The organism is Bradyrhizobium sp. 1200_D9_N1_1 (assembly GCF_052075915.1).
Taxonomy (GTDB): domain Bacteria; phylum Pseudomonadota; class Alphaproteobacteria; order Rhizobiales; family Xanthobacteraceae; genus Bradyrhizobium; species Bradyrhizobium diazoefficiens.
This window is the reverse complement of record NZ_CP197226.1, coordinates 7,873,744-7,889,073: the sequence shown is the minus strand read 5'-3', so window position 1 is coordinate 7,889,073 and position 15,330 is coordinate 7,873,744. Positions and strand designations below refer to the sequence as shown.

Here is a 15,330-nt window from a genome sequence, read left to right as displayed (position 1 = left end):
GGCGCGCTTCCGAGCTTTGGATACTTGCAGCTCGTGAAAGGCGTCGAGGGACAGCAAGGCCCAGCTAGATCGAATGCGTCGCCGGCGGCGTGAGATAGAGCAAGCCTGATTTCGAAAGTGGTGGCGAACTGTTGCCATATGAAAGGCCAGCGGAAGCGGCGCGCTTACGGACGGTGAGCCCATAAACAGCAAATGTCGATCCCTGGTGTGTGCGGCCTAAGTGTAACTGTCAGCCCAGCCATAAACGTCCGCTCAACGCCATCAATCTCCAAAAAGCGCAAATGAAATCTCAGTCCGCTGCCGCACGTGAAAGAATGAGCTTGGCGATCGTCAATCGATTGGCGGAAGTCCGCAGCGCGGCCGGTAATGCCGCCACAGTCTGATCAAAAAGGCGTCCCAGAATCTGAAGGTCCTCGGGGTGGTAAACGCCACGGTCTTGCGACAATCGCATTCGTCCGTGGCCGGTTCTTGTATCGCCAAGCTGGCCGAGCTCCAGTTCCGCGGTGATCATTTGGCCTATGAGGGCATTAAGTAATCGGATCGCTTCCAGCTCGTTGCCTTCTTCGCGCATGAGCCCAGCCACGATGTCGAGTTGCAGGTCGACGCGATCCTCGAGGTTTTGTATGCGTGAATTGGAAGGGTCAAGTTCCACGGTATTTCTCCAAAGTGGTGAAATGCAAGACAGGCGGAGTAGAGGTATCGTTTCCCGTTCGCCAAACGGCGGACGCTTCGCTGGACAAATGACTGCTGCAAGGATTGCAAAAGTGCAATGAGCGTCTAGGGAAAAACGAAAAGCGTTGCCGATGGCGCGGGATTTGAATGGATTCTCGAGCCGCCCAGTGCGTTCGGCAACAGCGGTGACTCTGTTCGGGGCCACACAGCTGATTGTACTGCTCTGCTTGGAGCCGCGGCAACAGCGCCGGACTGTTGAGGCGACCCGCCTGGTCAGAGCGAAAGGTCCAGCCCGCACCCCTGCGAAGGCCAACTCACCTGCCCGAGTTCTACGCTGCGGAGGCATTTACCATCGCCGAGTGTGCGTGATAGCTGTCTTCTTAGAGCAATCAAGTATCATGCCCAAAGGGGCAGGCAACGTCGTGTAGATTGCGCGCCAACTGCGACTGGTCACCGCACTGCATTCGTGCCCCCACGTGTCTTGCCGTCAAACATTGCTCGAAGCAGCCAAGAAGCACGTGATTTGCTCTGCGACCAAGTGATCCATTATCACGCGACATTCGTGAACACTGCCTTCCGTAAGCCGGCGATCGACTTATGCGGTGTTTGGCTTCAATTAGTAAAATAGAAAGTGTTGATGGGATGCATCCAGTTCGTTGATAGCGCAGGCGAGCAATCTCACCGCCTTCATCGGAGCCGGTTGATTGGTTCTCCTGCTATCCGGGCTAGGAAGCATAGGGAATGCCCGGGCAGGCGGCTGAGCCGCTGATGACCCGCCATGCTTGAGAGCGCACGAAGTAGCGGAACGAGTAGCGTTGACTTGGACGCCAAAACCTTGGTGCCCCCGCGGCCAAGAGAGACATGCATCCCGGCGCCGGCTATCCACCAGCTCTCGCTACCCGTATACTCGGCTATAGTCTAGGTAGTGGGCCTGATTGCTTCGTGCCGTCCCGCTGTCTCTTCCATTCGTGGATCTGAGATTGCGCGATATAATCCAGGCTAGAGAATGCGTAGATGCTGGTCGGGCACGAATCTGACAGAAGGCGAACGCCTCCAACAAAATCCGTGCTTGTCCATAAAGAATCGTTAGCTTCGCTTTCCTAGTCCTCAACCTTCGATCACTGGCTGCATAAGGGGCATGCCTTCAAACCTAGCAGAACGGTAAATGGCCGCCTCCGAGGCCAGTGCTGCAGACGGGATCAGACAAGGGGGCTGCTATTTGTCTATCATCGGGCGTAGCACCTTCGGCAGGGCGGCGCTCGGTAGCTCTGCGAGCGCCGCAGCGAGCGCGAAAAACGCTGCAAAAGCAGCGAATATAAAAGCGCTAGCGAGCATTGCTGCGACAACGTTCTGAGGGCGTCTCATCATTCGAGATACTTCGCGTGGGGAATGCTGCGTTGCATGAAAATCAGTACTTCTTGACACGCTCGACATGACCGTCGCGCCAGCGATAAACCAAAAATCCAGAAGCCGAGTTGTCCCTCCTTTTGTCGAACCGGTCGATCGGTCGGGAACGAAGCGCGCTGGCGACCCGGTCAGCATTGAAGGAGCCGCTCCGGTTCACCGCCTCTGCCCAGGCTTGCACAGCGGCACAAGCGTATAGTGTGTAGCCTTCACCGGGCAGCCCGGAAGCTTTGAGTCCGGCGACCGCACTGGCAGCATTGGCGTTCCCAGCGGGGTTGGGCATGAAGGTAAACAATGTGCCATTCCCAGCGCTGCCGGTAATGGCCCAGAATTCGGAGGTCATCAGCGGATCGTTCGCCATGACCGTGAGGTCTGCTTTTGCTTCTGCTGCCTGGCGTACCAACAATCCGACTTCGGTGTGGTAGCCGCCGATATAGGCGACGCGCAGCCGGTCCTTCTCCATTCTTGAGAGCAAGGCTCTGAAGCCCCTTTCACCGGCAACATAGCTTTGCCGGCTCACCTGCCGTCCCAATCGATGAAGCCGGGCTTCAACCACGTCGACAATCCCCCTGCCAGCAGTCCTCTTGTCGTCCAGCACCGCGATTTTCTCGAGGCGATAATTCGTGTGAATGTACTCGGCGGCAACGGCTCCCTGTTGGTCGTCGGGCCGCAGATCCGAAAGACAGTCCCAAGGCCGTGCTCTGTTAGTTGAGGAGTTGACGAGCCTGGTAACACCTGGACGATGCCAGCTTCGCGTAGATGTCGGAGGCCGGGATCGACGAAGAGGAACAAAAATGGCCAACCACCAACAGGATCCGCTCTGTCGTGAGCTTATTCGCGACTGCGACAGCTTGCCTAGGGTCGCAGGCGTCGTCAGCGACGCTCAATATAGTTTTGGCATTATCGGGAAGCTGGCCTGAGGCGTTCAGGACCTCGACCGCCGCAGCCGCACCATCGCGCATTTGCGCGCCGAATGCAGCGCTGCTTCCGGTCATTGGGCCAGCCACGGCGATCTTTATTTCAGAGCCGCGCGCAGACGGAGCGACGAGAGCGCAGAAGAGAAGCGCCGCAGGCGCAAGAGAGGCATGCCGCTTATTTACCATTGTAGAGCTTCCAATGCTCACCTGAAGTGAACCGCAACTGGTTGTAGTCAACCACGCCTGTAGACAGGCGTTGCTTGCTGGGCAAACCTGCGTTGGCCGGGCGAGCCGCCAACTACGGTAAGATCTACAACTTGACGTTACGTGCGGATCAAGCCCTTTTGGGAAGAGCGATGGAGGCGTCAGGGACGCGGATCGCCCGGCGGTGACAATCCTTCCGTTTGATTCCGTAAAACTCCAAGCCGCGTCGGAGAGCGGCCGGTTCACCTAGCGTTTCTTAGCTTGCCCTAACCGGCGTGTGGAACCCGCCATGAATGCGTCAGTAAGGCTGATCCTCCAATCCGCCAAGGGCAAGATCGAGATATTGCATTAGACAGGGATCCCAACCAGCCAGACTGCGGGGCGCGCTTAATCGTGCAAGTACCTTCAGGATCATCGAAACACGTGAATCGTCGCCGGCGATTTCGCTGATCAGCAAGCGTGCTGCAACCGCGACAGCCTTTGCGCGCTCTCCGCAAGGGTGCTCGCCCCCATCCATGCAGTCGCGAAGATCATCACGGATTCGCCGCCAGCGGTCCTCTCGCTCCGCAGCTAAATTGCAGGTGCACCGGGACGTCTGACTCCGCGTCTCGGCGCGCGACATGGCGTTCAGGGTGGCAGGCAGCTCATCCACACTTACCTGCGCCTCGCTGTCGATGGTCATGTTGCGCAAACGGTCGCGCAACAGAGTTGTGCGCGCGACTTGGACTTCTATGCGCTCTAGATGTTTGCGCAGCAAGTCCGTGAGTGAGGTCGTCCCCTCCATAGCTTTACGGATCTCCACGAGCGAGAAGCCAAGCTCACGCAGCGCGCGAATCTGATGAACCCGTTGCCCGCTTTCGCGGTCATACATCCGGTGACCGCCCTCAGTGCGCTCTGTCGCTGCTAGCAGTCCAGTGTGCTCATAATGGTGCAGCGTGCGCACCGTTACTCCGGTCGCCTCTGCAAGTTCGCCAATGCGCCATCGACGCCGTCTTGGTGTAGCTCTGTTCATGTTGTTCAATTTCAAAGCCTACAACCTGACGTCACGTATGATTCAAGCGGATTTCTAAGCTCCAGTTGAATCGCCTTTAATTCATGCGCGCGAGTGGTGACTATCCTTAGAATGGCGGCTGATCAACCCTCAGGAGAAAGGGTGATCAACAAGTTCGCCAGGCGTGCCAGTTCAGCCTCGCCAGCCGCCGTACGCTCCAGGATAAGTTTGGCGATTGCTGCGCAGTTTTCTGGACTCCGCATCGACGGAGGTAGCGCGTCGACGGCGCCGTCATAAAGCCGTCCGAGGGCAGATAGCTCTTCTGGATCGAACACCCCGCTGCAAAGCTTCAACGTTCAGCTCCTTGTTTGAAATTGAGTCAAGCGCAGCGCACGTCGTCAAGACGTTTGGCTGCGGTAGGGCCAAAAGAAGTCATACCTGCGGCGCAAAGCGATGAGGATGTGATGTGCTGCTGTGTGATGCGTTCAGGCCACACGCGTTCGCGATGCTAGCTTCGACGGCACGGCAAGTCCGACGATCTCTATGCTCACAATGAACGGTGGTAGGAATCCGAATAAGCTGATCATCTCCGTTCATCGGGAGCAACTACCGACCCAGGGAGTTGACGGCAAGAGCTCCGTGCCTGGCCTACCTTCTTGAGAGAGCTGCGCCCTGCCGCGGCCGTTGCAACGTAAACGCCTAGCTTCAGTGCGAAGGCATTGCTCCGTCGCTCGCCGGCCCCGTTCCGTTCCCGTCCCTAAAAGCATCAAGTCGGCAGTCTGCCGTTTCTCGCCCCCGAGGCGGAGGTGCGAAGAGCGAAAGCGCCTCTTGCCTGCCGCAAGGATCCTTTCCCCCGGCAATAAGAGCAAGCCAGGCGAGCAGGAATTGTGTGTTGAGACAAGTGTTGGAATGTGAGGTTCGTAGACTTCGCGAATGTGCTTACGGCAACGGTGAGACGGATCGCACGAAATGTCCCGGGGGCTCCGCGTCTTCCGGGCTGCTGGTCACACGGAGCTCTTGTGTAGTTGCCATGCGGGTGGCCTCCTGAAACAAAATGTCCCTCATCCACAGACTTCCCGGGTCGCTGTTGTGAAGTGAGGGCCATTGGACCGCCTCGGTGAAGGCGGGGAATGGATGCGGAAGCTCAACGATCCGAAGGGGCATCGTTCTTTGGAAATGCCTCACGAGCCCTAATGGCATCGTGCCTATGCGGTTCGTCCCAACTATGAGAGGCGGGATCATGCTGAAGCTCTGCACGAGGATGTCGATGCGCCGCGTGGGTCCGAGATCAGTCAAAAAGGAATGCTCAACTGGCGTCCGGGGCGCACCTCCGTGCTTAACTGCAACGTGACCCATCGACATATATCGATCGAATGTAAGCCGGGGTTGTAATTCCCTATTGGTGCAGCAGCCTACGCAGACGAGTCGCTCCTCGAATAGGGCCGCTCTGGGGTGCGTGCTGGACATGAAAAAATCTGGCCGGATAACAAAATCGACTTCACCGCGGCGGAGGAGCAGCTCGTGTTCATCGGTCGGCGCAGCCAATTCGAAGCTGACGGCGGGGGCTTCTCGCGTGACGCGTGCTACGACATTTCGGAAGAGCACAACTGTTACGAAGTCAGAAAGGACGATCCTGAATCGGCGGTTCAATCGAGCTGGGTCGAACGGATGTCGGGCCATAATCGAGAGTTCAATGTGCATCAGAGCCTCGCGCACAGGAGCCGCGAGCCCTTCCGCGCGTGAGCTCAAGACAAGTTCGCGCCCCCTCATTCCAAACAGTTCATCACGGAAATGCTTGCGCAGCCGGGCAACGGCTGCGCTCATTGCCGGCTGACTAAGATTGATCTTGCGTGCGGCTGACGAGAGGTTGCGCTCAGTTATTAGAGCATCCAGCGCGACCAGAAGATTTAGATCCAGACCTTTGAAACGCATCTCTTCCTATCCGGCACAAACGTCGTTGCTGCGCAATAGCGTGCGGTGGCGCCAGCGCCTGGAGCAATCGTCTTGGCCCGCCCCAATGGACATCGGCTCATTCCTGCGCCCGGGAAAGGAAGCTTGCGAGATGACCGCAACAATGGAGAGCAGGCGGAAAGCCGATCGGCAGCGGCGGGAAAGCGTCGGGAGCTCCAAGCTAATTGGTCTTGCCGGTTCCGGCCGGCCACGCAGCAGGGTCGTTCAGTCCGCTGATGGCAGATCAGCCCAGTGTTCGTCAGCGTGCCAAAGCGCGGTGTCGACAGCTGGGTCGTGCAGCGCTTGTCACGAGAGCAACCTACAACCTGACGCAATGTGCGGTTCAAGACATTTTAGTGATAGAGCCAAACATTTGCACGGCAGGCATATTCTTCTGCGATGGTTGCCGGACGTAGCCTGAATGCGTCGTGAGCGCATCAAACCGCACCTTCGAGGTCACCACGCGCACAACTGGAAAAGGCTTCGCGACCGATCGTCGCATTGCGCGTCTGTGGCTCCTTCTCACCTCCATACCCTGGAAAGACGAAAGAAAACGGGGCACGTCGAAGGTTCTACAGTGTGCCGGGGATGTTCAGAGCGCAGCTTAAGGTAAGCCTAACAGCGCCTGCGAGTTGGAGGCTCCTGGTCCCCAGATGCCATGTTGGATGCTTCCTCGAGCAATATCCGACGCATCCAGATGCTCGCGGGGTCGGTATTGTGGAATGAGGGCCACTGCAGGGCCTCTGTGAATGTGGGCAGGGGGAGGGGCGGTTGGATGATCCGCAACGGCATCCGCTTTTCGAAGTGCCTGGCCAGTCGTAAGGGCATCGTGCCGATACGGCTCGTGTCTAGCAACAGGGGCGGAATCAGGCTAAAGCCCTGCACGACGACCTCAATTCGTCTCCTCAGGCCGTTCTCAAGCAAAAACCATTCTTCGAGGTTCGGTCTCAGTGCGCGTCCGAACTTGGCAGTAACGTGCCCCATCGAGATGTATTGTTCGAACGTAAGCTGCCGGGATAGCTGCTTGTTCGCGCGGCATCCGACGCATACGAGGCTCTCGTCGAACAGCGTCGCCTTAGGGTGCGCGCTCGACATGAAAAGTTCCGGCAGAATGAGAAAGTCGACCTCGCCCCGCCGCAGCAGGTCATCCGGTTCATCAGAAAATGGCAGCAGTTCGAAGCGCACCGCGGGGGCTTCTTGCGCCATGCGGTCCACAATTCTGCGGAAAAAAACGATCGTCATGAAATCTGAGAGAATGACCCTGAAGCGTCGGCTCGATTGAGCAGGGTCGAGCGCGTCCCGCGATATGATTGAGAGTTGGATGTGCAGCAGGGCCTCGCGAACCGGACCTGCAAGCGCTTCCGCGCCAGGTGTCGGGACGAGTTCGCGACCTCTCATAGTAAAGAGTTCATCGCGGAAATAGGTGCGCAGCCGTGCGATCGCAGCGCTCATAGCAGGCTGGCTCAGATTGATTTTGCGAGCCGCCGCTGTGAGGTTGCGCGCCGTCATCACGGCGTCGAGCGCAACGAGAAGATTTAGATCAAGTCCCTTGAACCGCATGTGATGAGTCTATCCATCGTGTGGATGTGTTCTATCGAAACAATCGATTTTACCAAACTGGGGGAGGTTGGATAGCAAACTGAAGTTTGGAAAAAGCAATTAGACGCGCCACGATGGTTTCCGGTCGTTCACGTGAGCTAAGAGAAGAGCTCCCAGACGTGGGAGCGCACCATGGGCGCGCGTTGTTGTTTCTCCTTAAGCGTGGCCGTTCGAACGCCAAGCGCGTCCCGATAAACGTTGGTATGCGGATATCATCCGTTTCCATATTTCAGGTTTACCCGCGTACAATTGAGGGCGCGTTCAGCCTCATTCTAGTGTCGAAGAATAGAGGCAGACGCAGGTTGCGGATGCCAAGAATTCCAGGCGCCGTTCCAAATGGCTCGCCTGTCCAGTGCATGTGGGGCGTGTCGAAGATGTATAAAAGCCAGTGTGATCTGATGCCGCTCCGATGCGCCATCGATGAGGCTTGCGCGCCGATGGCCGGCCCTCAGACGTCAAAGCGCCGGAGGGCGATGCGACTGCAGGCACAAAAGCTCGCTGGTGCAGACAGGTTCTGGCTAGCCCAACCGCCTCGTCGGCAGCTTCCGAGTTATCGTGAGCGCGGCATCAACCGCACGAGGGTGCAATCAAGCGATCGCTCCGTCGCGCAAAGGCCAGCGGCGCGGAGTAGGCGAGCAGTGCCGAGCTCCGACAGAGCATGGCGGCGCATCTCAGCATTCATCGGCGGTTCGGCGAATAGCGAATTGACGTGACCATCCCCGCTCTTCATTCCACCGGCGCAAGGAAGCTCGCCATGAACATTGCCGTCTCCCCGACTGCGGAAGGATCTTCTGGGCGCGCTCAAGTGCAGTGGAGCCTTCGTTGGGAAAGTGAACTGCAGCTCGCCGATCATGCCGAGCTCGCGGAGTTCTTCCGCAAGAGTTACGGACCGACGGGTGCGTTCAATGCGCAGCCGTTTGAGCGGAGCCGAAGTTGGGCTGGAGCAAGACCCGAGCTCCGCGTAATTGGTTACGACGCGCGCGGGGTAGCGGCTCACATCGGGCTACTGCGCCGCTTCATCAAAGTTGGTGAAGTCGATCTCCCTGTGGCCGAACTGGGGTTGTATGCGGTGCGCCCCGATCTCGAGGGGCACGGGATAGGCCACGCAATGCGCGTGATGTATCCCGCACTCCAGGAGCTCGGCGTTCCATTCGGATTTGGCGCGGTTCGCTCGGCCCTCGAAAAACATTTGACCCGACTGGTCGAAAGGCAGGGGCTCGCCACCCTGATGCGTGGCATTCGCGTCCGCTCCACCTTGCCGGATGTCTATCCAAATTTATCGCCGACGCGCATCGAAGACGTGATCGTCGTGGTGTTTCCGGTCGGACGCTCGATAAGCGAATGGCCGGCCGGGACTGTCATCGATCGTAACGGGCCTGAGTTGTGACAGAGCGTTCCACCCTATCTACTGTCCGCTGCGACTACGCTGACGCGGGCGGAAGTCGAGCTGTCCATTTGACCTTTGACGATGGGCCAAATCCATTTTGTACGCCAGAGGTGCTCGATGTCCTGGCGCAACATCGGGTCCCCGCGACATTCTTCGTCATCGGGACGTACGCGACGGAGCATCCTGAACTCATCCGACGAATGATTGCGGAAGGGCATGAGGTTGCGAACCATACGATGACCCATCCTGATCTATCCAGATGCGGACCTACGGAGCTACACGACGAGGTGCTGACGGCGAGCGAAGCCATCCGTCTGGCGTGCCCGCTGGCCTCGCCCAGGCATATGCGAGCGCCTTACGGCATATGGACGCGAGATGTGCTCGCAGTGGCGGCGAGCGCTGGTCTCACGGCTCTGCACTGGTCGGTCGACCCTAGAGATTGGTCCCGCCCCGGGGTTGATGCAATTGTGAATTCCGTACTGGCGAACGTACGCCCGGGTGCAATTGTGCTCCTGCACGACGGATATCCTCCCGATGAGGAGGGATTGCCCAGTGGCTCTACGCTGCGCGATCAGACCAGGACGGCGCTGGCATATCTCATTCCAGCACTACAACGGCGCGGGTTTGTAATCCGTCCACTCCCTCAACTCCACTGAAAAAACGACACCCCATGGACCTGCTCGCGACGACCAGTGCTGCCGCCGTTTCATCTTATGCGCTCCTATCGACGATCTATAAGAGCGTGCAAGCGCTTTATGCTCAGCCGGCGATCAACTCATCGCTGGACAACCTTGGACAAGCCGAGGTGGTCGTTCCTGCTGTGGACGTGATCGTGCCGTGCTTCAACGAGAATCCGAACACACTCGCCGAATGTCTGGAGTCGATTGCCAGTCAAGACTACGCCGGAAAGATGCAGGTATATGTGGTCGATGACGGATCGGCAAACCGCGACGTTGTCGCGCCTGTACACCGGATATATGCGAGCGATCCGAGATTCAGTTTTATCTTGTTGGCGAACAATGTGGGAAAGCGCAAGGCGCAGATCGCAGCGATACGCAGCTCATCCGGTGATCTGGTTCTCAACGTCGATTCCGATACGATACTTGCTGCCGACGTCGTCACGAAGCTTGTATTGAAGATGCATGACCCGGGAATCGGTGCGGCCATGGGTCAGCTGATCGCGAGCAATCGCAACCAGACCTGGCTGACCAGGCTGATCGACATGGAATATTGGCTCGCGTGCAACGAAGAGCGCGCGGCACAGGCGCGCTTCGGTGCCGTCATGTGTTGCTGCGGCCCATGTGCCATGTATCGGCGTTCCGCGCTCGCCTTGCTTCTTGATCAATATGAAGCCCAATTCTTTCGTGGGAAGCCGAGCGATTTCGGCGAGGACCGCCACCTAACGATACTCATGCTCAAGGCGGGGTTTCGAACCGAATACGTTCCGGACGCCATAGCAGCCACAGTCGTCCCGCACAGTCTTCGGCCATATCTACGACAGCAACTCCGCTGGGCGCGAAGTACCTTTCGAGATACGTTTCTTGCTTGGCGCCTGCTGCCAGAGCTCGATGGTTATTTGACGCTAGACGTTATCGGGCAAAATCTCGGCCCATTGCTCCTCGCCATTTCATCACTTGCTGCGCTCGCACAGCTCCTGATCGATGGCTCTATACCCTGGTGGACGGGATTGACGATTGCTGCAATGACTACGGTCCGGTGCTGTGTGGCAGCGCTTCGTGCCCGCGAGCTGCGGTTTATCGGCTTCTCGCTCCACACGCCGATCAATATCTGTCTCTTACTGCCTTTGAAGGCCTATGCGCTTTGTACATTGAGCAATAGCGATTGGCTATCTCGGAAAGTCACCGATATGCCGACGGAAGAGGGGAAACAGCCTGTCATCCTGCACCCGAATGCCGGACGAAGTCCTGCTGGTGTAGGGGGGCGCCTGCTCCTATTCGTAAGGCGGCGTTATCGCAGCCTCCATCGAGCCTGGCGGCGACGGAGAGTGTTTCCGGTCGCGATCGTTCGACTGTCTACAAATAAGTGGTCGGCTGATGACTCAGGACGAAAACCATCAGTTATTAGAGCGAGAGTTGGCTGTCGACGACCCGTGGCGCCTCGACACTAGTGCGTTCGAGCAGCAGCGATACGCGCAAATGCTCCGGATGTCGCGCCGCGACGGAGATGCGGCGTCTGCGCTCGAAGTAGGATGTGCAGCCGGTGCATTCACGGAGATGCTGGCGCCGCTATGCGAGCGACTTACGGTCGTGGATGTCATGCCGCAGGCAATCGAGCGAACGCGACTGCGGACCGGGAAATGGTCACATATTAGTTGGGTGACCTGCGACATTCAGCGGTTCTCGACCACTGAGCAATTCGATTTGATTGTCGTGGCTGAGGTTCTTTACTACCTCAGGGACGTCGTCGAGATGCATGCGGCTATCCGCAACCTGGTGAGTATGCTTGCGCCAGATGAGACTCTCATTTTCGGGTCTGCGCGTGATGAAATATGTCAACGCTGGGGGCATGCTGCCGGTGCTGAGACGGTGATCGCTCTCTTCAATGAGAGCCTATCAGAGATCGAGCGCCGGCACTGCTGCACCGGGTCGGCGAGCGAAGACTGCTTGATCGTCCGGTTTCTGAAGCCGGGCGGCGCGTCGGCACAATCAAACGCCGGTCATTAGGCCAGGAGGACGTATGCGCATCTGCGGAATAAAGTTGACACATGACGGAGCAATTGCTGTCGTCGAGGACGGTCGGCGTCTTTTTTGCGTCGAGCAAGAGAAGCGCGGCAATGGTCCTCGCTATCAGTCCGTCGACAATCTCGATGCAGTCGTCTTCGCCTTGGCGGAGCATGGCCTGAATCCGCGCGACATCGATCAGTTCGTGATTGATGGCTGGGACGGGGAGAATGAATCGCAGTTCCAGCTCCTAAGCGGAGCGGTGCCGGTCGCGCTAAAAGGCGCGCCATATGTCGAGCGTCATGCTGAGGGCCTCCTTGATTCCGTCGACGGCTATGGCCTCCTCCTCGGAGGCGAGGAGTTTCCATATAAGAGCTACCCGCATGTCACGGGCCATGTCGCCTCAGCATATAGCACCAGTCCTTTCGCCAGCGCGGGGAAACCCGCGTTGTGTCTGGTATGGGACGGCTGTATCTTTCCACGCCTTTACTATGTCGAGCCCCAGGGCGCGCGGCTCATCGGATCGCTGTTTCCGATGATTGGCCATGCCTATGCCGCCGCGGGCCTTCACTTCGGCCCATACCGGCAGCCGAACCGCTCCAGTTGGGATTTGGGCATTGCTGGCAAGCTGATGGCCTACATCGAGCTTGGTTCCGTGGACGAAAGCATCGTGGAAGTGTTCCAGGAGCTTTATGAAACGCGCTCAGCGGCTGACACGGAGCAGGCTCGTCGCTACCGCGAAAACATCAACAATGCGGAAGCGTCTCTCGCAGTTATTCACGACTTCTTCGAGTCAAGCGCATTGCGCCTGAAGGCCAAGCGCGCGGAGGACGTCCTCGCGTCGTTTCATGTGTTTCTGGAACGTCTTCTCGTTAAGGAGATCGCGATGGTTCTGCTACGGCACTCGTCGCTTCCGGGAGCGCGAAATCTATGCATCGCCGGAGGTTGCGGTCTCAACATCAAATGGAACAGCGCGCTTCGCGCGACCGGATTATTCGATGATGTCTGGGTGCCGCCGTTTCCAAATGACAGTGGCTCGGCAATCGGCGCGGCGTGCGGCGCTATGGCAGCGCAAGATGGCTTCGAGCCGTTGGAATGGTCAGTTTACAGTGGCCCCGCCCTGCAGGAGAGCGAGGTTCCGCCGGACTGGGAGGCGGCGCCGTGCAGTCTGCCTGAACTTGCCTCGATTCTTGCTGACAACAAGCCCGTCATCTTTCTTTCCGGGTGTGCCGGGCTCGGGCCGCGGGCGTTGGGCGGTAGAAGCATTCTTGCGGCCCCAACGTCCCCGGAGATGAAGGATCATCTCAACGACATCAAACGGCGCGAACACTTCCGGCCGGTGGTGCCGATCTGTCTGGAAGATCGTGCGCCGGAGATCTTCAGCCCGGGTACGCCAGATCCTTACATGCTATTCGATCACCAAACCCGGGCGAATTGGCGCGACAAGATCCCGGCAGTGGTACATCTCGACGGCTCGGCGCGGCTGCAGACAATTTCCCGCAACTCTCCTCACAAAATTGCTGCGCTTCTCATCGAATTTGAGCAACTCACCGGCATTCCGCTGCTCTGCACCACGAGCGCCAACCTCCATGGACGGGGATTCTTTCCCGATGCTGCGGCGGCATGCCAATGGGGGCGCGTCGAGCATGTGTGGTGCGAGGGCATGCTCTGGAGCAAAACGGTCATCAAGAAGTCATCGCCTACGGAACGACTTCTGTCAGCCTAAGATGAACATGTCCAATATGGCGATCGACCTTGTCGGCGTGAGAAAGTCATTCGGGGACAAGGTTATCGTCAATGACCTGTCGTTCTCGGTTGCGCGCGGAGAGTGCTTCGGGCTGCTTGGGCCAAATGGAGCTGGCAAAAGTACGATTGCACGCATGCTCCTCGGCATGATTTCCCCCGATCGAGGCAAGATTACGGTCCTCGATGAGCCTGTGCCTTCCCGCGCTCGTGCGGCGCGCGTGCGCGTAGGCGTGGTGCCGCAGTTCGATAACCTTGAGCCCGAGTTCACCGTGCGGGAGAACCTGCTTGTGTTTGGCCGCTATTTCGGCATGAGCGCTCGCACGATCGAAGCGGTTGTGCCCTCGTTGCTTGAGTTTGCGCGGCTTGAAAGCAAGGCGGACGTGCGCGTCTCCCTTTTGTCCGGTGGTATGAAGCGGCGGCTGACGCTGGCGCGCGCTCTGATCAATGATCCACATCTACTCGTGATGGACGAGCCGACGACGGGGCTCGATCCGCATGCTCGCCACCTGATCTGGGAACGCCTGCGGGCTCTTCTTGCGCGCGGCAAGACGATCCTCTTGACCACTCACTTCATGGAAGAGGCCGAACGCCTTTGCGATCGGCTATGCGTGCTTGAGAGTGGATGCAAAATCGCCGAAGGCAAGCCAGACGCCTTGATCGACGAGCATATCGGCTGCAACGTGATCGAGATCTATGGCGGTGATCTAGATCAACTCCGGGAGCTGATCAGGCCGTATGCGCGGCATATCGAAGTGAGTGGAGAGACGCTTTTTTGTTACGCGCGATGTCCGGACGAAATCAGCGTGCACCTGCGCGGGCGAACGGACCTTCGCGTTCTGCAGCGCCCCCCGAATCTCGAAGACGTGTTTTTGCGGTTGACCGGGCGCGAGATGGAGAAATGAGCGATGGATGATGGTTATGCGTCGGTCATGCCGGCTAATGCGTACAATTGGACCGCGGTATGGCGTCGAAATTACTTGGCATGGAGGAAAGTCGCGCTTGCATCGCTTCTCGGCAACCTCGCAGATCCCATAACCAATCTGTTTGGCCTTGGCTTTGGGCTCGGACTCATTGTGGGACGGGTTGAGGGGACTTCGTACATTGCGTTTTTGGCGGCGGGTATGGTCGCGATTAGCGCTATGACATCCGCGACCTTTGAAACTCTGTACGCAGCCTTTGCTCGGATGGATGTCAAGCGCACCTGGGAGGGAATTTTGTTCACACAGCTCACGCTTGGCGATATCGTTCTAGGTGAGTTGGTGTGGGCGGCCAGTAAGTCCGTTCTAGCCGGGACAGCAATCGGGATTGTCGCTGCCACCCTGGGTTATGCATCCTGGACGTCGGTTCTTTGTGCGATACCGACAATCGCCCTTACGGGCCTTGTCTTCGCCAGCCTGGCAATGGTCGTCATATCTCTTGCGCCAACTTACGATTACTTCGTGTTTTACCAGTCGCTCGTCCTTACGCCCATGGTGTTCTTGTGTGGCGCGGTCTTTCCGACGAGCCAAATGCCCGACTCATTTCAGCACTTTGCCGGCTTGTTGCCGCTGGCACATTCGGTCGACCTTATTCGCCCAGTGATGCTTGAGCGCGGCGCCGACAATGCCGCCCTACACGTAGGCGCGCTCTGCGTTTACGCGGTCTTGCCCTTTTTCGCGTCGATCGCGTTATTTCGGCGCCGCCTGCTGCGTTGACGTGAGTTCAGCGAAACGGAGAAGTCAAAGCGATGCAGTGTCATGATGCGTTCCGCGGTAGCTCGCGAGTGACCTGGTCTGTCAG

Annotated in this window: 14 protein-coding genes; 7 read left to right on the top strand and 7 right to left on the bottom strand. The window is 58.1% G+C overall.

Annotation, left to right across the window (positions count from 1 at the left end; translation table 11 throughout):
• Positions 1-289: 289 nt before the first annotated feature.
• The 7 genes from AB5K84_RS37385 to nodD1 all read right to left on the bottom strand — a co-directional run bounded on the left by AB5K84_RS37385 (position 290) and on the right by nodD1 (position 7,698).
• Positions 290-652 (bottom strand): hypothetical protein, encoded by a 363-nt coding sequence (locus AB5K84_RS37385; RefSeq protein WP_014497821.1) that lies wholly within the window; start codon positions 650-652, stop codon positions 290-292.
• 1,428 nt (positions 653-2,080) lie between these two features.
• Positions 2,081-2,878: a branched-chain amino acid ABC transporter substrate-binding protein gene (locus AB5K84_RS37380; protein WP_250647510.1), complete on the bottom strand. Its 798-nt coding sequence runs from the start codon at positions 2,876-2,878 to the stop codon at positions 2,081-2,083.
• Positions 2,781-3,179, bottom strand: a complete 399-nt coding sequence (locus AB5K84_RS37375; RefSeq protein WP_014497820.1) for an ABC transporter substrate-binding protein — start codon at positions 3,177-3,179, stop codon at positions 2,781-2,783. Before AB5K84_RS37375 ends, AB5K84_RS37380 begins: the two co-directional genes overlap by 98 nt.
• A gap of 316 nt (positions 3,180-3,495) precedes the next feature.
• Positions 3,496-4,209, bottom strand: coding sequence for a MerR family transcriptional regulator (locus AB5K84_RS37370; RefSeq protein ID WP_026312621.1), 714 nt, complete (start codon positions 4,207-4,209; stop codon positions 3,496-3,498).
• A gap of 122 nt (positions 4,210-4,331) precedes the next feature.
• Positions 4,332-4,541, bottom strand: coding sequence for a hypothetical protein (locus AB5K84_RS37365; protein ID WP_014497819.1), 210 nt, complete (start codon positions 4,539-4,541; stop codon positions 4,332-4,334).
• A gap of 586 nt (positions 4,542-5,127) precedes the next feature.
• Positions 5,128-6,120, bottom strand: a complete 993-nt coding sequence (gene nodD2 / locus AB5K84_RS37360) for a transcriptional regulator NodD2 (protein ID WP_011084818.1) — start codon at positions 6,118-6,120, stop codon at positions 5,128-5,130.
• A gap of 633 nt (positions 6,121-6,753) precedes the next feature.
• On the bottom strand, positions 6,754-7,698 hold the full coding sequence (nodD1, locus tag AB5K84_RS37355) for a transcriptional regulator NodD1 (protein ID WP_441232732.1): 945 nt from the start codon (positions 7,696-7,698) through the stop codon (positions 6,754-6,756).
• 793 nt (positions 7,699-8,491) lie between these two features.
• On the opposite strand from nodD1, the gene AB5K84_RS37350 reads away from it, so the two are divergent.
• Genes AB5K84_RS37350 through AB5K84_RS37320 form a run of 7 tightly spaced genes read left to right on the top strand, consistent with a single transcriptional unit; the run spans position 8,492 to position 15,245 of the window.
• Entirely contained in the window at positions 8,492-9,124 is a 633-nt protein-coding gene (locus tag AB5K84_RS37350) for a NodA family N-acyltransferase (RefSeq protein WP_011084822.1), read from the top strand.
• Complete coding sequence (gene nodB, locus AB5K84_RS37345) at positions 9,121-9,780, top strand: chitooligosaccharide deacetylase NodB (protein WP_011084823.1); 660 nt, start codon at positions 9,121-9,123, stop codon at positions 9,778-9,780. The genes AB5K84_RS37350 and nodB overlap by 4 nt, the downstream gene beginning before the upstream one ends.
• A gap of 14 nt (positions 9,781-9,794) precedes the next feature.
• A complete protein-coding gene (gene nodC, locus AB5K84_RS37340; protein ID WP_011084824.1) occupies positions 9,795-11,252 on the top strand; it encodes a chitooligosaccharide synthase NodC in 1,458 nt (485 codons plus the stop codon).
• Complete coding sequence (nodS, locus tag AB5K84_RS37335) at positions 11,179-11,808, top strand: nodulation methyltransferase NodS (protein ID WP_014497813.1); 630 nt, start codon at positions 11,179-11,181, stop codon at positions 11,806-11,808. Before nodC ends, nodS begins: the two co-directional genes overlap by 74 nt.
• 13 nt (positions 11,809-11,821) lie before the next feature.
• Positions 11,822-13,531: a nodulation protein NodU gene (gene nodU / locus AB5K84_RS37330; RefSeq protein ID WP_014497812.1), complete on the top strand. Its 1,710-nt coding sequence runs from the start codon at positions 11,822-11,824 to the stop codon at positions 13,529-13,531.
• Position 13,532: 1 nt separating this feature from the next.
• Positions 13,533-14,453: a nodulation factor ABC transporter ATP-binding protein NodI gene (gene nodI / locus AB5K84_RS37325; protein ID WP_011084827.1), complete on the top strand. Its 921-nt coding sequence runs from the start codon at positions 13,533-13,535 to the stop codon at positions 14,451-14,453.
• A 3-nt stretch (positions 14,454-14,456) separates the two neighbouring features.
• On the top strand, positions 14,457-15,245 hold the full coding sequence (locus AB5K84_RS37320) for an ABC transporter permease (RefSeq protein ID WP_011084828.1): 789 nt from the start codon (positions 14,457-14,459) through the stop codon (positions 15,243-15,245).
• Positions 15,246-15,330: the final 85 nt, after the last annotated feature.

Bases quoted from the DNA above. Each gene is read 5' to 3' on its own strand.
- nodU (WP_014497812.1), top strand. From the start codon at position 11,822: ATGCGCATCTGCGGAATAAAGTTGACACATGACGGAGCAATTGCTGTC.
- nodD2 (WP_011084818.1), bottom strand. From the start codon at position 6,120: ATGCGTTTCAAAGGTCTGGATCTAAATCTTCTGGTCGCGCTGGATGCT.
- AB5K84_RS37320 (WP_011084828.1), top strand. From the start codon at position 14,457: ATGGATGATGGTTATGCGTCGGTCATGCCGGCTAATGCGTACAATTGG.
- nodD1 (WP_441232732.1), bottom strand. From the start codon at position 7,698: ATGCGGTTCAAGGGACTTGATCTAAATCTTCTCGTTGCGCTCGACGCC.
- nodS (WP_014497813.1), top strand. From the start codon at position 11,179: ATGACTCAGGACGAAAACCATCAGTTATTAGAGCGAGAGTTGGCTGTC.
- AB5K84_RS37370 (WP_026312621.1), bottom strand. From the start codon at position 4,209: ATGAACAGAGCTACACCAAGACGGCGTCGATGGCGCATTGGCGAACTT.
- nodI (WP_011084827.1), top strand. From the start codon at position 13,533: ATGAACATGTCCAATATGGCGATCGACCTTGTCGGCGTGAGAAAGTCA.
- AB5K84_RS37375 (WP_014497820.1), bottom strand. From the start codon at position 3,179: ATGGTAAATAAGCGGCATGCCTCTCTTGCGCCTGCGGCGCTTCTCTTC.
- AB5K84_RS37350 (WP_011084822.1), top strand. From the start codon at position 8,492: ATGAACATTGCCGTCTCCCCGACTGCGGAAGGATCTTCTGGGCGCGCT.
- nodC (WP_011084824.1), top strand. From the start codon at position 9,795: ATGGACCTGCTCGCGACGACCAGTGCTGCCGCCGTTTCATCTTATGCG.